24 protein-coding genes are annotated in these 24,544 nt (G+C 72.8%); 11 read left to right on the forward strand and 13 right to left on the reverse strand.

All coding sequences use genetic code 11. From position 1 onward, the window contains the following. The first annotated feature begins 9 nt into the window (after positions 1 to 9). Complete coding sequence (locus DKL51_RS37135; protein ID WP_369008635.1) at positions 10 to 120, forward strand: carbohydrate-binding protein; 111 nt, start codon at positions 10 to 12, stop codon at positions 118 to 120. 130 nt (positions 121 to 250) lie between these two features. Next, the gene (locus tag DKL51_RS13060) at positions 251 to 1,183 is read left to right on the forward strand and encodes a helix-turn-helix domain-containing protein (protein WP_124812086.1); all 933 of its coding nucleotides are present in this window, start codon (positions 251 to 253) and stop codon (positions 1,181 to 1,183) included. A gap of 73 nt (positions 1,184 to 1,256) precedes the next feature. Here the strand turns inward: DKL51_RS13060 and DKL51_RS13065 are convergent, their stop codons facing one another. Next, positions 1,257 to 2,897, reverse strand: coding sequence for a glycosyl hydrolase family 18 protein (locus DKL51_RS13065; protein WP_109944843.1), 1,641 nt, complete (start codon positions 2,895 to 2,897; stop codon positions 1,257 to 1,259). 143 nt (positions 2,898 to 3,040) lie between these two features. Here DKL51_RS13065 and DKL51_RS13070 point away from each other — a divergent pair, with 143 nt between their 5' ends. Further along, on the forward strand, positions 3,041 to 3,532 hold the full coding sequence (locus DKL51_RS13070; protein ID WP_109944844.1) for a glutathione peroxidase: 492 nt from the start codon (positions 3,041 to 3,043) through the stop codon (positions 3,530 to 3,532). Positions 3,533 to 3,554: 22 nt separating this feature from the next. Here the strand turns inward: DKL51_RS13070 and DKL51_RS13075 are convergent, their stop codons facing one another. From DKL51_RS13075 to DKL51_RS13095, 5 genes are all read right to left on the reverse strand, one after another. Beyond that, positions 3,555 to 4,040 carry a GNAT family N-acetyltransferase gene (locus DKL51_RS13075; RefSeq protein ID WP_124812087.1) on the reverse strand — a complete coding sequence of 162 codons (486 nt, stop codon included), beginning with the start codon at positions 4,038 to 4,040 and terminating at the stop codon, positions 3,555 to 3,557. 49 nt (positions 4,041 to 4,089) lie between these two features. After that, a complete protein-coding gene (locus tag DKL51_RS13080) occupies positions 4,090 to 4,440 on the reverse strand; it encodes a DUF2203 domain-containing protein (RefSeq protein WP_109944846.1) in 351 nt (116 codons plus the stop codon). 63 nt (positions 4,441 to 4,503) lie between these two features. Continuing rightward, positions 4,504 to 5,322: a pyrroline-5-carboxylate reductase gene (proC, locus tag DKL51_RS13085; RefSeq protein ID WP_109944847.1), complete on the reverse strand. Its 819-nt coding sequence runs from the start codon at positions 5,320 to 5,322 to the stop codon at positions 4,504 to 4,506. Between the two features lie 71 nt (positions 5,323 to 5,393). After that, entirely contained in the window at positions 5,394 to 6,422 is a 1,029-nt protein-coding gene (locus DKL51_RS13090; RefSeq protein WP_109944892.1) for a 6-phosphofructokinase, read from the reverse strand. A gap of 195 nt (positions 6,423 to 6,617) precedes the next feature. Continuing rightward, on the reverse strand, positions 6,618 to 7,115 hold the full coding sequence (locus DKL51_RS13095; RefSeq protein ID WP_124812088.1) for a polyadenylate-specific 3'-exoribonuclease AS: 498 nt from the start codon (positions 7,113 to 7,115) through the stop codon (positions 6,618 to 6,620). 236 nt (positions 7,116 to 7,351) lie between these two features. On the opposite strand from DKL51_RS13095, the gene DKL51_RS13100 reads away from it, so the two are divergent. Next, the gene (locus DKL51_RS13100; RefSeq protein WP_109944849.1) at positions 7,352 to 8,044 is read left to right on the forward strand and encodes a Crp/Fnr family transcriptional regulator; all 693 of its coding nucleotides are present in this window, start codon (positions 7,352 to 7,354) and stop codon (positions 8,042 to 8,044) included. A 418-nt stretch (positions 8,045 to 8,462) separates the two neighbouring features. Here DKL51_RS13100 and DKL51_RS13105 read toward each other — a convergent pair whose 3' ends face one another. Beyond that, positions 8,463 to 9,173 carry a lysophospholipid acyltransferase family protein gene (locus tag DKL51_RS13105; RefSeq protein WP_124812089.1) on the reverse strand — a complete coding sequence of 237 codons (711 nt, stop codon included), beginning with the start codon at positions 9,171 to 9,173 and terminating at the stop codon, positions 8,463 to 8,465. A gap of 241 nt (positions 9,174 to 9,414) precedes the next feature. On the opposite strand from DKL51_RS13105, the gene DKL51_RS13110 reads away from it, so the two are divergent. Continuing rightward, entirely contained in the window at positions 9,415 to 10,266 is an 852-nt protein-coding gene (locus DKL51_RS13110) for a DUF308 domain-containing protein (protein ID WP_109944851.1), read from the forward strand. A gap of 172 nt (positions 10,267 to 10,438) precedes the next feature. Next, on the forward strand, positions 10,439 to 11,857 hold the full coding sequence (locus DKL51_RS13115) for an alpha,alpha-trehalose-phosphate synthase (UDP-forming) (protein WP_109944852.1): 1,419 nt from the start codon (positions 10,439 to 10,441) through the stop codon (positions 11,855 to 11,857). Positions 11,858 to 11,861: 4 nt separating this feature from the next. On the opposite strand, the gene DKL51_RS13120 is transcribed toward DKL51_RS13115, so the two are convergent. The 6 genes from DKL51_RS13120 to DKL51_RS13145 all read right to left on the reverse strand — a co-directional run bounded on the left by DKL51_RS13120 (position 11,862) and on the right by DKL51_RS13145 (position 17,180). Beyond that, entirely contained in the window at positions 11,862 to 12,683 is an 822-nt protein-coding gene (locus DKL51_RS13120; RefSeq protein ID WP_124812093.1) for an alpha/beta hydrolase, read from the reverse strand. A gap of 67 nt (positions 12,684 to 12,750) precedes the next feature. Beyond that, positions 12,751 to 14,160 carry a flavin-containing monooxygenase gene (locus DKL51_RS13125; RefSeq protein ID WP_124812090.1) on the reverse strand — a complete coding sequence of 470 codons (1,410 nt, stop codon included), beginning with the start codon at positions 14,158 to 14,160 and terminating at the stop codon, positions 12,751 to 12,753. 97 nt (positions 14,161 to 14,257) lie between these two features. Further along, on the reverse strand, positions 14,258 to 15,004 hold the full coding sequence (locus tag DKL51_RS13130; protein ID WP_260428470.1) for an endonuclease/exonuclease/phosphatase family protein: 747 nt from the start codon (positions 15,002 to 15,004) through the stop codon (positions 14,258 to 14,260). After that, the gene (locus DKL51_RS13135; RefSeq protein WP_185734789.1) at positions 15,001 to 15,957 is read right to left on the reverse strand and encodes an ROK family glucokinase; all 957 of its coding nucleotides are present in this window, start codon (positions 15,955 to 15,957) and stop codon (positions 15,001 to 15,003) included. Before DKL51_RS13135 ends, DKL51_RS13130 begins: the two co-directional genes overlap by 4 nt. Before the next feature lie 52 nt (positions 15,958 to 16,009). After that, positions 16,010 to 16,684: a hypothetical protein gene (locus DKL51_RS13140; RefSeq protein ID WP_109944855.1), complete on the reverse strand. Its 675-nt coding sequence runs from the start codon at positions 16,682 to 16,684 to the stop codon at positions 16,010 to 16,012. 40 nt (positions 16,685 to 16,724) lie between these two features. Continuing rightward, positions 16,725 to 17,180, reverse strand: coding sequence for an SRPBCC family protein (locus tag DKL51_RS13145; protein WP_109944856.1), 456 nt, complete (start codon positions 17,178 to 17,180; stop codon positions 16,725 to 16,727). Between the two features lie 205 nt (positions 17,181 to 17,385). Here DKL51_RS13145 and DKL51_RS13150 point away from each other — a divergent pair, with 205 nt between their 5' ends. The 5 genes from DKL51_RS13150 to DKL51_RS13170 all read left to right on the forward strand — a co-directional run bounded on the left by DKL51_RS13150 (position 17,386) and on the right by DKL51_RS13170 (position 24,393). Then, positions 17,386 to 19,197: an AMP-dependent synthetase/ligase gene (locus tag DKL51_RS13150; protein WP_124812091.1), complete on the forward strand. Its 1,812-nt coding sequence runs from the start codon at positions 17,386 to 17,388 to the stop codon at positions 19,195 to 19,197. Positions 19,198 to 19,211: 14 nt separating this feature from the next. Then, positions 19,212 to 20,903, forward strand: a complete 1,692-nt coding sequence (locus DKL51_RS13155) for a GAF domain-containing sensor histidine kinase (protein WP_124812092.1) — start codon at positions 19,212 to 19,214, stop codon at positions 20,901 to 20,903. 7 nt (positions 20,904 to 20,910) lie between these two features. Continuing rightward, positions 20,911 to 21,579: a response regulator transcription factor gene (locus DKL51_RS13160; RefSeq protein ID WP_007072219.1), complete on the forward strand. Its 669-nt coding sequence runs from the start codon at positions 20,911 to 20,913 to the stop codon at positions 21,577 to 21,579. Between the two features lie 206 nt (positions 21,580 to 21,785). Beyond that, positions 21,786 to 22,598, forward strand: coding sequence for an SAM-dependent methyltransferase (locus tag DKL51_RS13165; protein ID WP_109944858.1), 813 nt, complete (start codon positions 21,786 to 21,788; stop codon positions 22,596 to 22,598). Then, on the forward strand, positions 22,576 to 24,393 hold the full coding sequence (locus DKL51_RS13170) for a putative bifunctional diguanylate cyclase/phosphodiesterase (RefSeq protein WP_423790656.1): 1,818 nt from the start codon (positions 22,576 to 22,578) through the stop codon (positions 24,391 to 24,393). The genes DKL51_RS13165 and DKL51_RS13170 overlap by 23 nt, the downstream gene beginning before the upstream one ends. The last annotated feature ends 151 nt before the right edge of the window (positions 24,394 to 24,544 follow it).

Consider the following 24,544-nt stretch of genomic DNA (forward strand, 5'->3'; position numbering starts at 1 on the left):
GCGTACGCCCTGGGCGCGCTGGCCAGCTACGCCGGGCGGACCTGGCAGTGCCGGCAGGCCCACACTTCGCTCGTCGGCTGGGAACCGCCCAACGTCCCCGCCCTCTGGCTCGCCCGCTGACCTTTGCCCCCCGCCGTGTGGTGGGTGGCGCCGCGGAGCGGGCCGCGTGGGGGTTCGCGGCGGCTGGTGAGTCTGCGGTGGACGGTGGGTGCTGGGCCCGCCGCCGGGGAGGTGACCGGCCATCCTTGCCGTGGCGTCGATCGACACCGCGTGGCTGCCCCCGGCCGAGCGGTTCGACTTCTGGCAGGAACTGGTCGCCCGCGAGTCGGTGCCGGCCCGGATCAGCAGCGAGCACGCGGACGACTTCACCGCGTCGGCCCGCGCCGTCGACCTGGGCGCGGTCCGGCTGGGCGCCTGGCGGTACCCGTCGCTGGAGCTGGCCCGGACGCCGAGGATGATCCGCAGCTCCGACCCGGAGCTGTACCAGCTCGCCCTGCCGCTGTCCGGGCACGGCGTGATGTCCCAGGAACGGCGGGCCGGCTCGCTCGACCCGTCCGGCTTCGCCCTCATCGACACCGTCCGCCCGCACGGCTCCACGCACCGGCCCGACGGCTCACGCCGGGCGCCGGTGCACACGGTCACCGCGCTGGTGCCGCACGCCGCGCTGCCGCTGCCCGCCCGCCGGGTGGCCGCGCTGCTCGCCGGTTTCCTGCGGCAGGTCGTCGAGCACCCCGAGCAGTACGACGGGTCCGACGCGCCGCAGCTCGACCGCATCGCGCTGGACCTGATCGCCGGCACCCTGGCCCGGCGCCTGGACGTCGAAGGCGAGCTGCCGGTCGAGGTCCGGGTCACCGGCCTGCGCAGCCAGGTCGAGGCGTTCGTCCGGCGGCACCTGGACGATCCGGAGCTGACTCCGGCCGCCGTGGCGACGGCGCACCACCTGTCGCTCCGGTCGCTGCACCGGCTCTTCGCGGGCACCGGCACAACGGTCGCCGCCCTGATCCGCACCGGCCGGCTGGAACGCTGCTTCCGGGACCTGGCCGACCCGCGACTCGGTCATCTCGCGGTGCACCAGATCGCCGCCCGCTGGGGCCTGCGCGACCGCGCCCACTTCAGCCGGGTGTTCCGGGCGGCGTACGGGATCTCGCCGCGGGAACACCGCGAGCGCGCCATCCGGCGCTGACCGGGCGCGCGGGCGGGGAGGGACCGGTTCGCGGTCCCTCCCCGCCGGGTGGGGTGGTGCGTCGGCCCTCGGCTCAGCCGAGACCGCCCCTGATGGCGCCGATCAGCTCGCCGTTGCCGGTGTCACCGGAGAGCTCCCAGAAGAAGGCGCCACCGAGGCCCTGGTTCTTCGCGTACGTCATCTTGCCGCCGATGGTGGACGGGGTGTCGTAGCTCCACCAGTTGCCGCCGCAGAGGGCGTACGCCGTGCCGGCGACGGTGCTGTTCGCCGGGCAGGTGTTGCGCAGCACCTTGTAGTCCTCGATGCCCTGCTCGTAGGTGCCCGGTGCCGGGCCGGTCGCGGTGCCGCCCGGCGCCGCCTGGGTGACCCCGGTCCAGCCCCGGCCGTAGAAGCCGATGCCGAGCAGCAGCTTGCTGGCCGGAACGCCCTTGGCCTTGAGCTTCTGGATCGCCGCGTCGGCGTAGAAGCCCTGCTGCGGGATGCCGGTGTACGAGGTGAGCGGCGAGTGCGGGGCGGTCGGCCCCTGCGCCGCCCAGGCGCCGAAGTAGTCGTACGTCATCGGCATCAGCCAGCTCAGGTACGGCGCCGCGCCGGCGTAGTCGGTGGCGTCGATCTTGCCGCCGCTGCTTCCGTCGGCGGTGATCGCCGCGGTGACCAGGGCGCTGGAGCCGAACTTCGCCCGCAGGGCGCTGATCACGTTCTTGAAGGCGTTCGGACCGCTGCTGTCGCACTGCAGGCCGCAGGCGTTCGGGTACTCCCAGTCGATGTCGATGCCGTCGAAGACGTCGGCCCAGCGCGGGTCCTCGACCAGGTTGTAGCAGCTGTCGGCGAACGCGGCCGGGTTCTGCGCGGCCTGGGTGAAGCCGGCCGACCAGGTCCAGCCGCCGAAGGACCAGAGCACCTTCAGGTGGGGGTACATCTTCTTGAGCTTGCGCAGCTGGTTGAAGCTGCCGCGCAGCGGCTGGTCCCAGGTGTCGGCGACGCCGTCCACACTGTCCGCCGCGGTGTACGCCTTGTCGTAGTCGGCGTAGCTGTCGCCGATCGTGCAGCGCCCGCCGGTGGTGTTGCCGAAGGCGTACAGGATGTGGGTGAGCTTGGCCGCGGACCCGCTGGTGTGGATGTTCTTGACGTGGTAGTTGCGGCCGTAGACGCCCCACTCGGCGAAGTAGCCGACGACCTTCCGGTCGCCGGTCGGCGGCGGCGAGGTGGTGGGAGTGGTCGTCGGCGAGCTGGTCGGTGAGGCGGTCGGTGACGCGGTCGGGGAGGCCGTGGGTGAGGTGGTCGGCGAGGGCGCGGTGGTGGTCGGGGTACCGCCACCGGAGCAGGACGCGCCGTTGACCGTGCAGTTCAGCGGGGCGGCGTACGGCCCGGTGCCGTTGTAGCCCCAGCTGAAGCTGGCGCCCGGGGCGAGCGGGCCGGCCCAGCTCTTCTTCACCGCGATGTAGTGGTTGCCGCTGCTGGTGACATCGGCGTCCCAGAAGCTGCTGATCGTGGTGCCCGAGGGCAGGTCGAACTCGATGCGCCAGGTGTCCACGCCGGCGTCGGTGCCGTTGGTGACGGTCACCTTGGTCTCGTGACCGGTCCCCCAGTCCTGCACCTTAGCGAACGTGGCGGTCACGCTACCGGCGGCGGACGCCGTGGCCATCGGGACCGCCGCGACCGCCAGGGCGACCACGGCACCGGCCCAGAGAGCCCGGCGGAGCGATCTCTTCATGTGGCGTCTCCCCAACTGTTAGGAAACTTTCCAAATTGATTGCTGCGACGCTACTCACGCCGTCATCACTTAGTCAAGATGTGCATGCATCGATTTGTTCGGCCCTGCAGCGGCGTCGACGCTCGGACGCGTAGCCTCGCCACATGACCGTTTTCGACGTCCAGATCGACGCGCTCTCCGGCGGCCCGGCCAACCTCGCGCAGCACCGGGGCCGCGCCCTGCTCGTGGTCAACGTGGCCTCCCGCTGCGGCCTGACCCCGCAGTACGCCCTCCTCCAGGCCCTGTACGGCGAGTACGCCGACCGCGGCCTGGTGGTGCTGGGCGTGCCGTGCAACCAGTTCGCCGGCCAGGAGCCCGGCACGGCCGAGGAGATCAGCGAGTTCTGCGAGCTCAACTACGGCGTGACCTTCCCGCTGACGGAGAAGGTGGACGTCAACGGGCCGTCGCGGCACCCGCTCTACGCCGACCTGGTGCCCACCCCGGACGCCGAGGGGCACACCGGCGACGTCCGGTGGAACTTCGAGAAGTTCCTGGTCGCGCCGGACGGTACGGTGGCGGCCCGGTTCGCGCCCACGGTGACCCCGGACTCCCCGGAGCTGCGGGCCGCGATCGAGAAGGTGCTGCCGGCCGAATGACCAACCACCACGGTCGGGCCGCTCAGCCTACCGGGTCGCCGGGGAGCGCCAGCCGCATCGTCGGGTCGCGGGTGGGCTCGAAGCCGAGCGAGCGGTAGAGCGGCTGTCCCGCGGCGGAGGCGCGCAGGTCGATCCGGCGCACCCCGCGCCGCCGGTACCAGTCCAGCAGCGCCGTCATGCACGCCCGGGAGTAGCCGCGCCGGCGGTGCTCCGGATCGGTGCAGACGTTGAAGACGTACCCCACCCGGCCGTCCGGATTCGTCGGGCCGCCGAGCCGGCGCTCGATCGTGCCGACCGCGCAGGCGGCCAGCCCCCCGTCCGGCGCGTCGACCACGAACGCGGCCAGCGAACCCTCCGGCTCCGCCAGCCACTCCCTCAGGTCCTCCCGCGCGACGTCCTGCCAGGGCCCCGGCGGGGGTTCCGTGCCGGTCACCGCGGCGAGCATCAAGCCCCGGAGCCGGACCAGCTCCGCGGCGTCACCGGCCGTCGCGGGGCGCGCCATGACCATGGCCCGGACGGTACCGAGCCGGACCGCCGCCCGGAGACCCGGGCGGGAATCAGACGGGTCGGCGGCCGGCGAAGCCGCACTCGACCCGGTGGTACCAGCGCACGTCGCCGTCCCCCTCCAGCCAGCACCAGAGCACCGGCCGACCGTCGCGCTCCCCGGGGAAGTCCAGCAGCACCGGCGCGATGCCCTTGACCTGGATGTCGTGCTCGTTGAGCTCGTCCAGCACGGCGTGCAGCCGGGCCTCCAGCGCCTTGACCTCGGCCAGCCCGCCGAGCGGACTGGCACTGTGGTCGGCCAGGTCGACCCGCAGCTCGGCGAGGTCGGCCCGGAGCCGGATCAGCTCATCGATCCGCGGCCGCAGGGTGGCCACCAGGTGTCGCGCCTGCGCGAGAGTGAACACCGGGCCAGTATGCGGCACGACGACGTACCGGTTCTCCCCGCCGATGCGTGAAACCAACCGGCCTCAGTCGGCTTGGGCGGCGAGCTCGCGGGCCCGGTCCCGGGCGGCCTCGAGGGCGGCCAGCATGGCCGCGCGGACGCCGTGGTTCTCCAGCTCACGGATGGCCGAGATGGTGGTACCGGCCGGCGAGGTGACCGCCTCGCGCAGCTTGACCGGGTGCTCGCCCGAGTCGCGCAGCATGACCGCCGAGCCGATCGCGGTCTGCACGATCAGCTCGTGCGCCACCTGGCGCGGCAGGCCGAGCAGGATGCCCGCGTCGATCATGGCCTCGACCAGCAGGTAGAAGTACGCCGGGCCGGAGCCGGAGAGGGCGGTCACCGCGTCCTGCTGGGACTCGGGCACGCGCAGGGTCGCGCCGAGCGGCTTGAACATCTCCTCGGCGAGCGCCAGGTGCTCGCCGGTGGCGTGCGCGCCGGCCGAGATGGCGGTCATCGCCTCGTCGACCAGGGCGGGGGTGTTGGTCATCACCCGGACCACCGGGGTGCCGTCGGGCAGCCGGCGGCTGAAGAAGCTGGTGGGCAGGCCGGCACAGAGCGAGACGACCAGCTTGTCGGCCGGCACCTTGGGGCCGATCTCGTCCAGCAGCGTCGCCGCGTCCTGCGGCTTGACCGAGATGGCGAGCACCTCCGCCTCGTCCACCGCGACCAGGTTGTCCACCACCCGTACGCCGTACCGGGCGGTCAGCTCCTCCGCGCGGCTGGGCCGCCGGGCGGTGGCGAGCAGCCGCTCCACCGGCCAGCCGGAGCGGAGCAGCCCGGAGAGCATCAGCTCGCCGATCTTGCCCGCGCCGATCACCGCGACGGTGTGCGCCCCGGATGCCATCTCCGCCGTACCCCTCTCGGTCGAGGCGCGGCGCGGCGGACCTTGCGGGCCGCCGCGCCGCCTGCCGTCGATCAGCTGCCGAAGAAGACCTCGGCCTCGGCGTACCGCTCCAACGGCACGGTCTTCAGCTCGCGGGTGGCCTCGGCCAGCGGGACCCGGACGATGTCCGTGCTCTGCATGGCGACCATCTTGCCCCAGTCGCCCTCGTGGGCGGCGTCGATGGCGTGCAGGCCGAGGCGGGTGGCGAGCACGCGGTCGAACGCGGTCGGGGTGCCACCGCGCTGGATGTGGCCGAGCACGACGGTGCGGGCCTCCTTGCCGGTCTTCGCCTCCAGCTGCTCGGCGAGCCACTGGCCGATGCCGCCGAGGCGGACGTGGCCGAACGAGTCGAGCTCCTGGTTGTGCAGGATCATCTGGCCCTCGAGCGGTTGGGCGCCCTCGGCGACCACGACGATCGGGGCGTACTGGTGCTGGAAGCGCTTCTCGACGTACCCGGCGACCTGGTCGACGTCGAACTGCCGCTCCGGCAGCAGGATCACGTTGGCGCCGCCGGCGAGACCGGCGTGCAGGGCGATCCAGCCGGCGTGCCGGCCCATCACCTCGACGACCAGGGTGCGGTGGTGGCTCTCCGCGGTGGTGTGCAGCCGGTCGATCGCCTCCATGGCGATGTTGACCGCGGTGTCGAAGCCGAAGGTGTAGTCGGTGGCGCCGAGGTCGTTGTCGATGGTCTTCGGTACGCCGATCACGTGAACGCCCAGCTCGTGCAGCTTGGTCGCGACGCCGAGGGTGTCCTCACCACCGATCGCGATCAGCGCATCCACACCCTGCGCGGCGAGGTTGTCCTTGATCCGCTCGACCCCGTTATCGATCTTGAACGGGTTGGTCCGGGACGAGCCGAGGATGGTGCCGCCGCGCGGGAGGATGCCCCGCACGTCCGCGATGCCCAGCGGCTTGGAGCGGCCCTCCAGCGGACCCTTCCAGCCGTCCTGGAAACCCACGAACTCGTGACCGTAGGTGGCGACGCCCTTGCGGACCACCGCCCGAATCACCGCATTGAGACCTGGGCAGTCGCCGCCGCCGGTGAGCACGCCGATACGCATGATCTGCTCATCCTCCTGGAGCATCAGGTGAAGCCCGGATAAGCCCCAGGATATGTGTCAGATCAGACCATCGGCGCCGTTGCCGGCCCGGGGCGGGCCGTCAGTGCGCACTGTAGTCGCCACAACGGTCGGCCGACAGCGCGCCCCGGGGGCGCGTTCACCCGCCGGAACGGCCCTCCGTGGCCGGCAGGCAGGTCACCGCCGGGTTATCGCCCGCCACCGGGCCAGGTTGTGCCGGGCGTCGACCAGGGCGTCGTGCCGGTCCGCCTCGGCGTCCGGCAGCTTCGGCCGGCCCCGGTCGTCCCAGAGCTGGCGCAGCTCCTTGGTGAACCGCGGGATCTCCCGGGGCAGCGCCGGCATCGCCCCCCAGAGCTGGGCCAGCACCACGTGGTCGTACGCGGCGTACCAGGCCCACAGCTCCAGCTGCTCTCCCGGCCGGTCCCGGATCGGCTCCATCAGGAAGTCGTAGAGGTCGTCGCGGATCCGCTCCCGGGACCGCCAGGCCCGGTCGGCCGGCGAGGGGAGCTTGTCGAGGACGTTGCGGCGCACCCAGGGGACGGCACGGGAGTCGTCGAACTCGGTGGAGACCGCGTAGAACTCGCGGCCGTACTCGTCGACGACGCCGATCGACACGAGGTCGACGATCCGGCCGTCCTCGATGAACTCGCAGTCGTAGAAGTAGCGGTAGACCATCGCCCGCCATCCTCGCCCACCGCCTCCGCACCCCGGCCGCCGGGGCACCCGCTGCCCGGCGCCGCAGCTCGGGCAGGGTCACGGAAGTGTCGACAGGGGTGTACAGCACGCGACGGGGCCGTCATGATCTGATGTGTACCGCTACCGGACGCCGAACCGGTTCTCTGGCTCGTACCGGGGGCTGTCAGGTTCACCCGGCTGCGAGTTGTGGTCCTTGACCGGGGAGGGGTTGGGCCGTGGAGGTTCGCCTGCCGGAGCCGGGTGACGCGCTCACGGGCGTCGAGATGTTCGCCGGGCTCGAACCGGAGGTGCGACAGCGGGTCATCGCCGCGGCGGTGCCGCGCACCTACCGCAAGGGGCAGCTGCTCTTCGTGGAGAACGATCCCGGCGAGTCGCTGATCGTGCTGCGCCGCGGCGCGGTGGCCGTCTTCCGGACCGCCCCGACCGGCGAGCGGGCGGTGCTGTCGGTGATCCGTCCGCCGGACGTGCTGGGTGAGGTCTCGCTGCTGGACGCCTCCACCCGCTCGGCCTCCGCGGAGGCGATCGAGGACTGCACCGCGCTCGCATTGTCCCGCCCCGCCTTCATGGAACTGGTCCACTCCAACCCGCGCATCCTGGACGCGGTGATGCGCTCGCTCGGCGGGCTGATCCGCCGGCTCACCGAGCAGAACGCCGACCACGTCTTTCTCGACCTGCCCGGGCGGGTGGCCAAGACCCTGGTCCGGCTGGCCGGCGAGAGCCAGTCCCCGATGATCACCATCGAGCTCAACCAGAGCCAGCTCGCCGAGATGGCCGGGGGCTCCCGGCAGAGCGTCAACCAGGCGATCGGCTCGTTCGCCAGCCGCGGCTGGCTGCGCACCGAGGGGCGCCGGATCGTGGTCACCGACGTGGGCGCGCTGCGCCGTCGCGCCGGCATGAACGAGCGCTGACAGGCTGCCCGTCGCGGCGCCACGCCGTCCCACCCACGGCCGCGCGGCTCCTTGTCCGTGGCCACGGTCGCTGCCCTTTTCCGTACGGGCAGCCGGGCGCTCGGTTCTCGATACCCGCGGCCGGTGGCGGAGAGACGTCGCGCAGGGTGATCACCGGCTGCCCGTCACCCAGCGCAATCCCAGTCCGGAAGCACCGGCAGACGTTTGCTCGCTTTGCTCTGCTGCAGCCCACGCAACACCCGCACGAGCAGGCACTGTCTCGGTGCGGCGGCCGCCTACCGACGATTCGATCCCTGACCCTTGGTGACTGTTGCGTCCGCTGAAGCAGAGCAAAGGACGCAGCGACACCTGGCGGCCCTCGCTGGACGATGACGATCGGTGACGGCCCCGAGGACCCGAGAAGCGGTGACCTCGCGCCTCACGCGGCGACGGGCTCCTTCACCGCCTCGGCCGCGGCCTGCTGGTTCTTCACCTTCTGCGCGTACATGTCGACGTACTCGCGGCCGGAGAGCTCCATCAACTCGTACATGATCTCGTCGGTGACCGCCCGCTCGACGAATCGGTCGCCGGCCATCCCGGCGTACCGGGAAAAGTCCAGCGGCGCGCCGAAGCGGATCTTCACCCGCTTGATGTTGGGGATGAGCTGGCCGGGCGGCTGGATCTCGTCGGCGTTCAGCATCACCACCGGGACCACAGGGGCGCCGCTCTCCAGGGCCAGCCGGGCCACCCCCGTCTTGCCCCGGTAGAGCCGCCCGTCCGGGGAGCGGGTGCCCTCCGGGTAGATCCCCGCAATGCCGCCGGCCCGCAGCACCTTCAGCTGGGTGTCCAGGGCGGCACGGGCGGCCCGACCACCGGAACGATCCACCGGGATGGTGCCGGTGCCGACGAAGAACATCTTGGTCAGCCAGCCTTTGATGCCCTTACCGGTGAAGTATTCCGCTTTAGCGACGAATGTCACTTTTCGCTTGACCATCAGCGGCGTGAAGATCGAGTCGGAAAAGGACAGGTGGTTGCTGGCGAGGATCACCGGACCGGTGTCCGGCACGTGGTGCAGGCCCTCGACCTGCGGACGGAAGATCAGCCTCAGCAACGGGCCGAGGATGAAGTACTTCATCAGCCAGTACAGCACCGGGGTCCTTCCAGCGGGGGCGGCGACACCACCGCCGCCGGGAGCCGGGCCCGGTCCCTCGGGCGTCCGGGACCGCACCCAGGGCGCCGTGGCGAGCGGGACTGTCGGGGATGAGCCTACGAACCAGGAGCGGCACGCCACAACGCACTCCCGGAACCGGGTCCCGACGTGTCACGATTCAGGGCACGGCGTACGGGGCGCCGAGCGACCGCACCGCCAGGTGCGACGAGGAGGGTGTCCGGTGTCAGCGGGTGGGGCCCGCCGGGGACGGCGGGACAACGGGCTCGACGCGAGCGAGTACGCCGTCGCGGGCGACGTCGATCCGCGCGTCGGTGAGCATCTGCTCGACGTGCTCGCCGCCGGCGGCATCGCCGCGTACCTCCAGCCCTCCGCCGACCTCAACCCGGTCACCCGGACGACCACCGTCCCGCCCCGACCGGTCGACCGGCTCTACGTCGACCGCTCGCACCTGACCACCGCCCGGGACTACCTCACCCAGCTCTCCGACGAGGAACTTCCCGAGCCGTCCCGGGACGACGAGCCGGACATCGAGGCCGAGTGGGCGAAGATCGTCGCGGGCTTCCACACCACCCCGGCGGCCGGCAGCCACCCGTGGCCGGACGCGGAGGACGTCGACGACCCGGCGGAGCCGCCGGAGCCGACCGGCGGGACGGCCTCGCGCGGCGGCACCGACGAGGCCGCCGGCCCGACCGCCACCGACGTCCGACGGCTCCCGTACGCCGCCGACATCTCCGGGATCTCGGTCAGCCGGGGCCGGCAGGACGACCCCTCGCTGCTGGACGGTCTGGACACCTTCGGCACCGGCCTGCCGGACGACCCCGACGAGGAGCACTACACCCCGCCCCCGCCGCCGCCGCTGCCGCGCTTCTCGAAGTACACGGTGGTCGGTGTGCTCGCCATCGTGGTCGGGTTCGTGCTCTTCCTCTCCCCGACTGTGCTCATGGTCGCCGACCCGTCGGTGGTGACGCTGCTGGGCTTCACCGGCATCCTCGCCGGCTTCGTGATGCTGATCTGGCGACTGCGCCCCGGTGACGCGGAGGACCACGACCCGGACGACGGCGCGGTCGTCTGACGGCGCTCCACCGGCCGCCCGCATGCCGGGACATGGGTCGCCCCGAGCCATCGGTGTAACAGTGGTGTAACTTGCTGTCAGTAGGAATACGGCTGTACGTCACTTCCCTCACTGACTGCCCGGCTGTTCCTCGCTCGCGGCGGTCGGCCCCCTGCTGATCGGAATCCCCGAGATGCGACAGAGTTCCCTCGTGGTGGTGGCCAACCGCCTCCCCGTTGACGACAGTGTGGCGCCCGACGGGGCCTGCGAGTGGCGTCGCAGCCCCGGCGGCCTGGTGAGCGCCCTGCATCCGCTGCTGCGACACACCCCGGCGACCTGGGTCGGCTGGGCGGGCGGCACCGGCCCGGCACCCGAGGTGTCCGACATCGACGGCGTCCGGATGCACACCGTGCCGCTCAGCCCCGAGGACCTGCGCGACCACTACGAGGGCTTCGCCAACGCGACCCTCTGGCCGCTCTACCACGACGCCGTCGAGCAACCCGAGTACCACCGGCGCTGGTGGGACGCGTACCGCCGGGTCAACCAGCGGTTCGCCGAGGCGGCCGCCGAGGTGGCCGAGCCGGGCGGCGTGGTCTGGGTGCAGGACTACCACCTGCAACTCGTCCCCGGCCTGCTCCGGACACTCCGCCCCGACCTGCGGATCGGCTTCTTCCTGCACGTGCCGTTTCCGCCACCGGAGCTGTTCATGCAGCTCCCCCGCCGCGCCGAGCTGCTGCGCGGGATGCTCGGCGCCGACCTGATCGGCTTCCAGCGCGCGCAGGCGGCGCACAACTTCGCCCAGCTGGCGGCGAAGGTGCTCGACCTGCCGGCCACCGACCGGCGGATCGCGGTCGACGACCGGGTGGTCCGCATCGGCGCCTTCCCGATCTCCATCGACACCGCCGAGATGGCCGCCCTCGCCGCCCGGCCGGAGGTCGTCGACCGGGCCCGCCGGTTGCGCCAGGACCTCGGCGACCCCGACCACGTCATCCTCAGCGTCGACCGGATGGACTACACCAAGGGCATCGAGCAGCGGCTCAAGGCGTACAGCGAGCTGCTGGCCAGCGGCGACGTCAAAGTCCGGGACACGGTGCTGATCCAGGTGGCGGTGCCCAGCCGGGAGCGGGTCGGCCAGTACCAGATCCTGCGGGAGCGGGTGGAACGCGAGGTCGGACGGATCAACGGGCTGTTCGGGCGGGTCGGCGAGCCGGCCATCCACTACCTCACCCAGAACTTCGACCGGGCCGAGCTGGCCGCCCTCTACCGGGTCGCGGACGTGATGGCGGTGACCCCGCTGCGGGACGGGATGAACCTCGTCGCCAAGGAGTACGTGGCCGCCCGGGTGGACGACACCGGAGCGCTGCTGCTCAGCGAGTTCGCCGGGGCCGCCGCCGAGCTGCCGCAGGCGTACCTGGTCAACCCGCACGACCTGGAAGGGCTCAAGCAGGAGCTGCTCGCCGCCCTGCGAGCCGGGCCGGAGGACACCACGGCACGGATGCGGGCGATGCGCGAGCACCTGCACCGCAACGACATCCACGCCTGGGCGCGCTCGTACCTGAGCACCCTGGACGAGAGCGGGTCCCTGCTCACCCGGATCGCCGGGGCCGACTGACGGGTCAGCGGGTCGTCGGGTCCTTCGCCAGCCAGTCGAGGATCGCGTCGATCGGCTCCCGCCAGCGTGCGTCCAGCATGAGGTCGTGTCCCATGCCGGGGAAGAGCAGTGGAGCCGACGCGTACCGGCGGGCGGCCCGGGTCAGCGCGGCCGGCGACACCACCCGGTCGTCCGGGCTGCCCAGCACCAGCACCGGCGGCCGGCCCACCGCCGGCTCCGGGTCCGGGCCGGTGAGCAGCTGCCATTGGGCCCGCCGGCCGGCCCGGCCGAGGCGGGAGACGTACCGGCGAGCCTCGGCGTCGGGCAGCTCGCGGCTGAACAGCTGCCGGCGACTCAGCCGCAGGCCGCCGCCGAAGACCGCCGGCAAGGTGCCGCCGGGGTTGCGCCGCAGCGAGTTGCCGAACGTCCCCCAGCCGCCGAGCACCGGGGCCACCAGCACCGCCGCCCGGGCCGGGTAGCGGGCCAAGGCGTGCGCGACCACCCGGGCACCGGCGCCGTGTCCCACCAGCACCGCCTGCCGCGGCACGCTCGCCGCCACCTGGACCACGTCATGGGTGTACGACCGCAGCGTCGCCTCCGGCGCCGGCGCGCTGCCGCCGTGCCCGCGGAGGCTGAGCGCGTACGCCGGGAAGCCCCGGGAGGCGGCGTGCTCCAGCCAGTGCTCGGCGAACGCCCACGCCCCGTGCCCGAACCCGGGTACGAAGAGCAGCGGCGGTCGCCCCTCCTCCACCTCCGGTACGACGCCGAGCACCTCGCGGCGGGCCGGCCGCTCCGGACGGGCCCACTCCCGTGCCCGGACGATCCGCAGCCGCTCGGCCTCCCGCATCACCTGCGTCACTGGGCTTCCCCTTCGTTCGCGACTGCGGGGCTCCGCTTCGCTGCACTCCTCGCGCTCACCGGCCAACCTCCAGCTCGTCCAGGGCGCGCTGGAGCGCGCGCAGGTAGTCGCCGTGGCCCACCTCGAACCAGTGCCGCGTACTGTCCTTGACCTTGCCCGAGTACCGCTCGCCGATCCCGGCGATGACCCGCTTGGCGAACGCGGCGGCCCGGTCCGGCCGGGTCGCCCGCAGCCGGAGCAGCCGGGCGAAGAGCACGCTCTGCCAGTGCGAGATCGTGAAGATGCCGGAGTCCGGTTGCACCAGGCCGACCACGGCCAGGGTGGGGTGACCGGCGGCGAAGGCGTTGAGCCAGAGTCGGGGGCGGCCGGAACCCTCGTCGTCGCCGAGCACCTTTCCGGCGAGGAACTCGAAGCGCGGCAGGTACCCGGTGGCGAAGACGACCAGCTCCGGGTCGATCTCCCGCCCGTCGGTCAACTCGACCGACTTGGCGTGGAACCGGGCCACGTCCGGCACCGGGGTGATCTCGCCGTGGCCGACGTAGTAGACGAGCTGGCTGTTGGCGATCGGGTGAGTCTCGTAGACCCGGTGGTCGGGCTTCGGAAGGCCGAAGCGGGTCAGGTCGCCGACGGTCAGCCCCAGCGTCCAGTGGTAGAGCCACTGCCGGACCCGCAGCGGCACCCGCAGCGCGAGCATGCTGTCGTTGACCTGGTCGGCGGGGCGGCCGAAGACGTACTTCGGGGCGTACCAGTAGCCACGGCGGGTGGAGTGCCAGCAGCGGGACGCCTGCTGGGCGGCCTCGACCGCGATGTCACAGCCGGTGTTGCCGGCGCCGACCACCAGCACCCGCTTGCCCCGCAACTGGGCCGGGTCCTTGTAGGACGAGGCGTGCATGACCTCGCCCCGGAACTCCTCCAGCCCCTCGTACCGGGGCAGCTTCGGGGACCAGTTGTGCCCGTTGGCGACCACCACGGCCGCGTACCGGGAGGTGCGCTCCGGGCCGTACCCGCCGGTGCTGCGGGTGGTGACGTCCCAGCGGTCCCCCTCGACCGGCTCGACCCGGACTACCTCGGTGCCGAACCAGATGTGCTGGCGCAGGTCGAAGTGGTCGGCGTACCGCTCGAAATAGGACAGCAGCTGGCTGTGGTGCGGGTAGTCCGGCCAGTCGTCCGGCATCGGGAAGTCGGGGAACTGGGTGAACGGCCGGGACGAGATGAGGTGGGTGCTGGCGTAGACCGGGCTGCGGTCGTGCCGCCAGTTCCACGCCCCGCCGATCCCGGTCTCCCGCTCGTAGCAGTCGACCCCGAAGCCGTGCTCCTTGAGGTTCTTGACCGCGGTGAGGCCGCTGGCCCCGGCGCCGATGACGCAGACGGTGTCACCCCGGTCGGAGACCGGGCGGCCGTCTCGGGTGAGGGCGGCGGTCATCGTCTCCGGATCGGGGCGGCCGAGGTCGGTGGAGGAGGACACCGGGAATCTCCTTATGTACGGCACGCGCGTGCCGGGTCGCTGCGAAATCCTGCCGACAACTCCGGCGGTTGTCCAGCCCCGCGCTGCGGGCCGGCGCTCAGTCCGTCGCGGGCAGCAGCAGGTCGACCAGGACCGGGAAGTGGTCGCTGGCCCGGCGGGTCTGCGGGGTGTCGACCACGTCGTAGTCGACCACCGTGATCCGCGGGTCGACGAAGAGGGCGTCGATCCGCCGGCGCGGGTCGGTGCACGAGTAGGTGCACCGGTCGGCCCGGTCCGCGGCGACCGCGCTGTCGGTCAGTCCCTCCGCGACGGTCCGCCAGGCCGGCCCGTCGGGCCCCTCGTTGAGGTCGGCGCCGGCGATCACCGGCAGCGTGGCGGCGGCCAGTTCCCGCTTGAACGCCGCCGCCTGGGCGGGCCGCTCCGCGGGGTCGGTGGACAGGTGCGAGCCGGCCAGCAGGAACCGCGCGCCGGGCACCTCGCACTCGGCGTACGCGGCGCCGCGCATGTGCCGGCCCGGGGTAAGCGGATAGCGCTGGCAGCGGCTCGCGCGCACCCGCACCCGCAGGCTGGTCAGCAGCAGGTTGCCCAGCGACGGCAGGCCGCCGGCGCCGACCACCAGGCCGAACGACTCGGCCAGCGCCGCGGTCTTCTGCCGCCACCGGAACCGCCGCGGCCCCTCCTGCACGATCACCACGTCCGGCGCGGCCGCCCGCACCACCGCGGCCAGCGCGGCCGTGTCATCCCGCTGGGTGTGGATGTTGTACGACACCACCCGCAGCGGCACCCCGGCCCGCGCCTCGCCGCCCCGAGCCGCGTCGGCGTCGGGGACCCCGCCGCCGGTCACGGGCGACGGGCGAGGTCGGCGGCGCCGATGACGCCGGCGCTGTTGCCCAGCTCGGCCGGGCGGATCTCGGCCACCGGGAGCCGGCTGCGCTGGGCGAGGGCGTCGGTGTACGACCGGCGGGCCGGGCCCATCAGCAGGTCGCCGGCCTCCACCACACCGCCGCCGACCACCAGGACCTGCGGGTCGAGGATCTGGGCCATGTCCGCCATGCTGGTGCCGAGCCAGCGTCCCACCTGGGCGAACGCCTCGGCGGAGACGGGGTCGCCGCCCTTCGCGGCGGCGGTCACCATCGGGCCGGTGATCGCCTCGGCCTCGCCGCCGGCCAGTTCCAGCAGGGCGGTGGCCCGGTGCGGCTCCTGGCGGGCGGTGGCGCGGGCGAAGCGGACCAGGGCGCTGCCGCTGGCGTACTGCTCGATGCAGCCCAGCCGGCCGCAGCCGCACTGGTGGCCGTCCGGCACGGTGAGCATGTGCCCCAGCTCGGCGGCGATGCCGTGGGCGCCGCGGAGCAGCTCGCCGCCGAGCACGATGCCGCCGCCCACGCCGGTGCCGATGGTGAACATGACCATCGAGTCGTCGGCCTCCCGCGCCGCGCCGTAGCGGAACTCCGCCCAGGCAGCGACGTTGGCGTCGTTCTCCACGATCACCGGCAGGCCGGTGGCGGTGCTGACGTACTCCCGCAGCGGCTCGTCCCGCCAGGCCAGGTTGGGGGCGAAGAGCACGGTGGAGCGGGTGGCGTCGATCCAGCCGGCGGCGCCGATGCCGACCGCCTCGACGGTGTGGCCGGCGCTCAGCTCGGTAACCAGCTCGATGATGACGTCCCGGGTCTTGCCCACGTCCTCGGCGGGGGTGTCCCGTCGGGCCTGCACGAGAACCTTGCCGGCGTCGTCAACGACACCGCCGGCCACCTTCGTGCCACCGACGTCGACTCCGATGGTCAGCGTCACCGCTGCCACTCCCCTCTGCTGTGCTGCCCGAACCGCCGTGCAAGGTCGGGATGTCCGGTGGTCAGGCGCCGTCGCCTGGTGCGTCCTCGCCCACCTCGCCGGACGCCCGCGACGCGGGCACCACGGGACGGCCGGCCGGCGGCCGGTTCGGCACCGGCGCGTCCGGCCCGGCACCATCGGCGGGCGGCACGACGGCACCCGGATCGGCCGCGCCCTCCCCCCGGGTGGCGGCGGACCACACGTCCTGCTCGGGTGCCGGCTGAGAATCATGCCCGGTGCGGGTGGCCTCGCGCCACACGTGGTCACCCGCCGGACTTCCGGCGGACCCCCCGGCGCCCTCAGGCGAGGCCGGCTCGGCCGGCTCGGCGGAGGCGAAGGCCCGGAGCAGACTCGCCACGCCGGCGGCGAGGTCCCCGGCACCGGTGGCGAGCCGCTCGGCGAATTCCGGACTCGGATCCCGCAACGCGGCGATGCCCCGACAGATCGGGCACACGCAGCATTCCGGCGAACCGGTGGCGAATCCAGCGCCGGCCGAGGCGGACGCGGACCCGGCGCCGCGGGTGCCGGCCCAGCCGGGCGAACCGGCACCGTGACCGAGGACACCCGCCAGGATCCCCCCGAGCGGACCCCAGGGGCCGGCCCCGGGAGCCGAACTGGCCAGCCGGGCGGTGGCCAGCAGCGTGGCCACCAGCCGTTCCGCCTCTTCCCGGGCCGAACCCGGATCCGTACCCCCCATGGCCGGCTCCTCTACCGTGCAGACCGGGTCGCCGGTCGGGTCAGTGGGCCGCACCGGATGCTTCTACCCGGCGCTTGAGCTGCTTCAACGCGGTATCCATGATCATTTTCTCGGCCTTGCGGCGAAACATGCCGAGCATGGCCACGGAGAGCTCCACCTCGAGGGTGTACGTCACCGTCGTGGTGCCGTCCGGGTTGCCGACCAGGTCGTACGACCCACGCTGCGCCTTCTGCATCTTCGAGGGCTCGACGAGGTGCCACTCGATCCGGGACAGGTCCTCGGCGTACTCGTAGGCCAGCACGTACTCGTCGGCCATCACGCCGGCGTCGATGGTGAACCGGACCTGGCTGGCGTAGCCGTCCTCGTACTCCTCGACCACCTCCGCCCGCCGCACCGCGTCGGTCCATTCCGGGTAGCTCGGGAAGTCGCAGATGACCGCCGCCACCCGGTCCGGTGGCGCGCCGATGATGGTCGACTGGGTGGAGGAGTCCGCCATGGGGGGAGGCTACCCGGCGCCGGCCCCGGGCGCGCTGCTCCACCCCTGCGACGCCCCGCGCCGGCCCCACGGCCACTGTCCCGCCACCCTCCCGTCCCACCAGGCGGGCAGGCAACCTCCCTTTCCCACCTATCCGTACGGGCGGGTAGGTTTCGACAAAGCCGACTCACGGCCGGCCGGCCAGTGCGAGCACGAGGGAGTGCAGGTGCGCGAGTTCTCCGTTCCGCCGATCGTCACCGTCGGCGACGCGGCAAACCTGACCGACCCGGTCTGGGACAACGCCGAGGTCGCCCCGGACACGGTGCAGTTCGTCCGGCCCGTCCCCGCCGGCACCGAGGGCCGCGCCTGGACCGACGTGACCTGCCGGCAGTTCCGCGACGAGGTGGTCGCCGTGGCCCGCGGGCTGGTGGCCGCCGGCATCGCCCCCGGCGACCGGGTCGCGCTGATGAGCCGCACCCGCTACGAGTGGACCCTGCTCGACTACGCCATCTGGGCGGCCGGCGCGGTCACCGTGCCGATCTACGAGACGTCCAGCGCCGAACAGGCCGCCTGGATCCTCGAAGACTCGGGCGCGGTCGCCGCGGTGGTGGAGAGCACCGGGCACGCCACCCTGATCGCCGGCGTCCGCGACCGCCTGCCCGAGCTGCGCCAGGTCTGGCAGATCGACCTGGGCGCCGTGGACGACCTGGTCACCGCCGGCGAGGCGGTCGACCCGACCGAGATCGAGGTACGCCGCAAGGCGGTGAAGGCCGCCGACATCGCCACCATCATCTACACCAGCGGCACCACCGGCCGCCCCAAGGGTTGCGTGCTCACCCACCGCAACATGTACGCCGACATCGCCAACGCGGTGCCGGTGCTGCCGAACCTCTTCCGGCCGGGCGCCTCGACCCTGCTCTTCCTGCCGCTCGCGCACGCCTTCGCCCGGCTCATCCAGATCGGCGTGGTGCAGGCCCGGGCCACCATGGCGCACTGCTCGGACACCAAGAACCTGGTCGGCGAGCTGCAGGAGTTCAAGCCGACCTTCGTGCTCTCCGTGCCCCGGGTCTTCGAGAAGGTCTACAACGGCGCCCGCCAGAAGGCGGAGGCGGAGGGCAAGGGCAAGATCTTCGACCGGGCCGAGCGGGTCGCCATCGCGTACAGCGAGGCGCTGGAGACCGCCGACGGGCCGGGCGTGACGCTGCGCGCCCAGCACGCCCTCTTCGACCGGCTGGTCTACCGCAAGCTGCGGGCGGCGATGGGCGGCCGTTGCCGGGACGCGATCTCGGGCGGTGCGCCGCTCGGCGCGCGGCTCGGGCACTTCTTCCGGGGCGTCGGGGTGACCATCTGCGAGGGCTACGGCCTGACCGAGACCTCCCCCGCCGCCGCCGCGAACCTGCCCACCGGCACCAAGATCGGCACGGTGGGCCGACCGCTGCCCGGCGTCACCATCCGGATCGCCGACGACGGCGAGATCCTGATCTCCGGTGACCTGATCTTCCAGGGCTACTGGCACAACGAGGCGGCCACCGCCGAGGCGCTCGCCCCGGACGGCTGGTTCCGCACCGGCGACCTGGGCCGGCTCGACGACGACGGCTACCTGGCCATCACCGGGCGCAAGAAGGAGATCATCGTGACCGCCGGCGGCAAGAACGTCGCCCCGGCCGTCCTGGAGGACCAGGTCCGCGCCCACCCGCTGGTCAGCCAGTGCCTGGTGGTCGGCGACCGGCAGCCGTTCATCGCGGCGCTGGTCACCATCGACGAGGAGGCGCTGCCGAAGTGGCTCGCCGCGCACGGCCGGCCGGAGACGACCACCGTCGCCGAGCTGCGCGAGGACGAGGCGCTGCGGGCCGAGGTCCAGAGCGCGATCGACCAGGCCAACCAGGCCGTCTCCAAGGCCGAGGCGATCAAGGTCTTCCGGATCCTGCCGCAGGACTTCACCGAGGCCACCGGCGAGCTGACCCCTTCGCTGAAGGTCAAGCGGCAGGTCGTGCACAAGACGTACGCGGCGGAGATCGCCGACATCTACCAACACTGACTACGATCCGTCACGTGCCCGCCTCACCCCCCAGCCAGCCTCAGACGCAACCCCTCGCAGCGGCCGCGCGCGCGGTACTGCTCGCGCTGGTCGCCGTCCTGACCCTCTTCGCCACCCGCGACGTCGCCCAGCTCTGGTGGATAGCCCTGCTGGGTGTCGCCGGGCTGCCCGCCGTGCTCGCCCCGCACCACCGGGTGCTCGGGCTGCTCAGCCGGTTCGCCGAGGTGGTGGTCCTCGGGCTGGCCGCCAGCCAGATCGCCGCCGATACCCACCTCACCGGCGTGACCGGTGGCCTGGGCGCGTCGGCGGTGCTGCCGTACCTCGCCGTGCCGGTGACCGTGACGGCGCTGCGCCGCCGGTTCCGGGAGGGCGCGGCGCTGCTCGCGGTCACCGCCGCCACCCTGCTGGTGAGCGCGGCGTTCACCGTGATCGACGGCGGGCGGCAGCTCGGCCAGATCGGCTACCTCGCGGTCTGCGCGCAGTGGCTGATCCTGGCCGGTCTCGGTCTGTACACCGCCGGCACGCTGCAGCGGGTGATGCGGGTCCGCGGCGAGGGCAAGCCCCAGCCGTACGCGGAGGCGACCCGGCTGCTGACCCAGCTCCGTACGGTCGCCCGGCAGCTGCCGGGGGCGACGCTGGACCCGGGCGGCATCTCCGAGCACCTGTTGGAGGAGCTGCGGGTGGTGGCGAAGACCGACCGCGGTGCGGTGCTCTCCGCCAGCGGCGGCGGCCGGCTGGTGGTGCTCGCCCAGGTCGGCGTGGAGCGGGTCGACTGGGAGACCACCCTCGATGCGGACTCGGCCATCGCCGACGCCTGGGCCAGCCAGCAGGCGCAGACCTCGGCCCGGTCGCAGGCCCGGTCGTCCTCCGGCGGTGAGGTCTCCGCCCTGATCGTGCCGCTGGTCGCCGGGGTCCGGACGGTCGGCCTGGTCGTACTCGAGGCGGACACCCCGCAGGCCTACCCGCCGCCGGTGGTGGCGCGGGTGACGGCGCTGACCGGCCCGGCGGCGCTGCGGCTGGAGGCCGCGCTCCTCTTCGACGAGGTGCGCTCGCTGGCCACGAACGAGGAGCGGCAGCGGCTGGCCCGGGAGATCCACGACGGGGTCGCACAGGAGCTGGTGATGGTCGGCTACGGCATCGACAACGCCCTGGCCACCGTGCACGACGACGCCGAGGAGACCGCCGAGTCGCTGCGCCTGCTCCGCCAGGAGGTGACCCGGGTGATCACCGAGCTGCGGCTGAGCCTCTTCGAACTGCGCAGCGAGGTGGACCGGCACGGCGGGCTGGCCGCGGCGATCGCCGAGTACGCCCGCACCGTCGGCGCCTCCGGCGGCCTCCGGGTGCACCTGTCCCTGGACGAGTCGACCGCCCGGCTGCCCGCCGCCACCGAGGCCGAGCTGCTGCGCATCGCCCAGGAGGCGGTGACCAATGCGCGCAAGCACGCCGGGGCGTCCAATCTGTGGGTCACCTGTGAGGTCGATCCCCCGTACGCTCAGATCGAAGTGTCGGATGACGGTCACGGCATAGGTGACCAGCGGCCCGACGGGCACTACGGTCTTGCGATCATGGCCGAGAGGGCGGAACGTATCCGGGGCCGGTTGGAGATCAGGCCGCGGCAACCCAGCGGCACGACCGTGGCGGTGGTACTCGGCTCCTCGCCCCGGCGCGATAAGGTGCGCGGCAGCGCAGCAGCAGAAGGGGAGTAACCCGAGGATGACCACTAGTCCGACACCGGCCACCCGTACCAAGGTTCTCCTTGTCGACGATCACGACCTGATCCGCAAGGGTCTGCGGCACGCCTTCGAGCGGGACCGGCAGTTCGAGGTCGTGGGTGAGGCCGCCACGGCGGCGGAGGGCGTGCGCCAGGCAGGTGCGCTCCAGCCCGACGTGGTGATCATGGATCTGCGGCTGCCCGACGGCAGTGGCCTGGAGGCCACCCGCGCGCTCCGTAAGTCCAGCGCGTCGATGGGCATCGTCGTGCTCACCATGTACGCCGGCGACGACCAGCTCTTCGGCGCCCTGGAGGCGGGTGCGAGCGCGTTCGTGCCGAAGACCGCCCCGGCCGACGAGGTGGTGGCCGCCGCCCGGCACGCCGCCTCCTCCCCCAGCGCGTTCACCGCGGCCGACCTGGCCGAGGCGATGAAGCGCCGGCTGGCCCCGTCCGGCCCGCAGCTCTCCCCCCGCGAGGGTCAGGTGCTGCGGCTGCTCGCCGACGGGATGAGCGTGGCGGGCATCGCCAAGCAGCTCTTCGTCAGCGAGTCCACCGCGAAGACGCACATCTCGAAGCTCTACGAGAAGCTGGGTGCCGCCAACCGGGCCCAGGCGCTGATGACCGCGCTGCGGCTCGGTCTGCTCGAGGCGCCGGACGCCCCCAAGTTCTGAGGCGTTTCCAGCCCGCTGCCGCGCAGGCCCGCGTCCGGTGACGGACGCGGGCCTCTCGGCGTTCCCGGGCCTCCGCGATCGCGTACGGTGAGCGGCCGGGCGCGCAGCGACGGTGGTCTTTGCACGGTGACAACGGGCGGGCAGAATACCCGGTGGCCCACGCGGGCCGACGATCTCACGGGCTGTTGACAAAAAGGGGCAAGCGCATGCAGCGGCCGGACTGGGCACCCGACACGATCGACATCGAACGTCCCAGCGTGGCCCGCATGTACGACTACTACCTCGGCGGCTCGCACAACTTCGCGGCCGACCGGGCGGCGGCCCGGGCGATGATGGACGCGGTACCGGAGGCGCCGCTGATGGCCCAGGCCAACCGGGCGTTCCTCCGCCGCGCGGTGCAGTTCCTCGCCGACGCCGGGGTACGCCAGTTCCTCGACATCGGCTCGGGCATCCCGACCGTCGGCAACGTGCACGAGATCGCCCAGCGGATCGACCCGGAGTCCCGGGTGGTCTACGTGGACGTCGACCCGGTGGCGGTGGCGCACAGCCGGGAGATCCTCGCCGGCAACGACCGGGCCAGCGTGCTCCAGGCGGACCTGCGCCACCCCGAGGCGATCCTGAACCACCCGGAGGTCAGCAAGCTGCTGGACTTCTCCCAGCCGATCGCGGTGATGATCGTGGCGGTGCTGCACTTCATCCCGTACGCCGACCGGCCGGAGGAGATCCTGCGGACCCTGCGCGAGTCCCTGGCGCCCGGTAGCTACCTGGTGCTGTCCCAGGCCAGCGACGACGGCCGCCGGGAAACAGGCGAGCGGGCGGAGGCGGAACGGGTCTACCGCCGCACCGACAGCCAGCTCTTCATCCGCAGCCGCGCGGAGCTGGTCTCGCTCTTCGACGGCTTCGAGCTGGTCGACCCGGGTGTGGTGTGGGTGCCGCAGTGGCGTCCCGAGTCCCCGGAGCAGGCGGAGAACGCAGAGCAGGCGGTCTTCATGGGCGGTGTCGGGCGGCTCGGTGGGTGAGCCGGCGGTCGCCCTGACCCGCTCCTGCCCGGGCAGCTTCGCCCGGGCCTGGGCGAAGGCGGTCTCCGGTACGAGCTACCTGCCGATGACGCAGGCGCAGCTCGAGGCGCTGCTGCAGCGGCTCACCGAGCAGCTGGCCGTGGCGCTCCAGGCCGAGCCGTTCGACCTGCGGATCGGTCAGCAGGTCGGCGCGGAGCTGGTGGCCGCGCACATCGCCTCCGCGGAGGGGCTGGGCCGGACCATCGAGGTGATCCAGCTCCGCCTGGTACGCGACCTCGGGCTGGTCGCGGACGACGTCGAGGACCGGATGGCCCGGCTGCTGGCCACCGTCGCCACCGGGTACGCCCGGGCGCTGCGGGACCGGACGCTGGACGAGCAGGAGTCGATCCGCCGGGCCGCGATGGTGGCCCGGGCACAGGCGGAACGGGCGCTGCGGGACAGCGAGGCCCGGTTCCGGTACCAGGCCACCCACGACCCGCTGACCGACCTGCCCAACCGCACCCTGTTCACCGAACGGCTCTCCGCCGCGCTCAACGAGCCCGGCCGGGGCGGGGACCGGGTCGGCGTCTGCTTCCTCGACCTGGACCGGTTCAAGGTGGTCAACGACGCCCTCGGCCACCAGGTCGGCGACTCGCTGCTGGTGTGGGTGGCCCAGCGGTTGCGCCGGGTCCTCGGCGACCACCTGGTCGCCCGGCTCGGCGGCGACGAGTTCGTCATCCTGGTCGAGCGGGCCGACTGCACCGAGGACGTGGTCCGGGTCGCCGAGACGGCACTGGCGGCGGTGAGCGAGCCGGCCCTGGTCGACGGCCACGAACTGACCGTGTCGGCCAGCATCGGCATCGTCGAGCGTCCGGCCGCCGGCACCTCGCCCGGCGAGCTCATGCGGGCCGCGAACAGCACCCTGCACTGGGCCAAGGCGGCCGGCGGGGCTCGGTGGTCCCTCTTCGACGCCGACCGCAACCGCCGCGAGCTGGCCCGGTACGCCCTCTCCGCGGCGATCCCCGGCGCGCTGGAGCGGGGCGAGTTCTTCCTGGACTACCAGCCGCTGACCTCGCTCCGGGACGGGACCCTGCTCGGCGTGGAGGCGCTGGTCCGCTGGCGTCACCCCGAGCTGGGCGTGCTCCGGCCGGACAGCTTCATCGGGCTGGCGGAGGAGACCGGGCTGATCGTCCAGCTCGGCGGCTGGGTACTGGCGGAAGCCTGCCGGGAGGCGGAGAGCTGGGCGGCCGGGCGGGACGACGCCCCGTTCGTCAGCGTCAACCTGGCGGTCCGCCAGGTGCGCCGCCCCGGCCTGGTGCAGGAGGTGCGGGCGCTGCTCGGCCGGACCGGCCTGCCGCCCGAACGGCTCCAGCTGGAGATCACCGAGAGCACCATGATGAGCACCGTCGAGGAGCCGGTACGGGCGCTGCGGGTGCTGGCCGACCTGGGGGTCCGGATCGCCATCGACGACTTCGGCACCGGCTACTGCAATCTGGCGTACCTGCGGGACCTGCCGGTGACCGAGCTGAAGGTGGCCGGGGAGTTCGTGGCCGGGCTGCGGGCGCCGGCGACCGACCCGGCGAGCCGTACCGACGAGCGGATCCTCGGCTCGCTGGTGTCGCTGGCCCACGCGCTGGACCTGACGGTCACCGCCGAGGGCGTGGAGACGGCCGACCAGGCCGAGCGGCTGCGGACGATCGGCTGCGACGCCGGCCAGGGCTGGCACTTCGGCCGCCCCGCCCCCGCCGACCAGATCCTCGCCCGCCTCGCCCGAGCCCGCCGCGCCGGCGGCCAAGGCAAGATCGCGCTCGATTAGGGATCTAGGGGCCTCGTCGCGACGCTGGGGATTTAACGCCGGGGTCGGGATTGTGCCGCTGATTGCTGGTTCGTTCGGTGTGTTGTCGTGACGTGGAGCGGCCACCGCCTGATCATCGGGATCGACCAAGATCTTCGATGTGAGGCGGTGG

This window comes from Micromonospora globispora, assembly GCF_003857015.1.
In the GTDB taxonomy this organism is placed as follows: domain Bacteria; phylum Actinomycetota; class Actinomycetes; order Mycobacteriales; family Micromonosporaceae; genus Micromonospora; species Micromonospora globispora.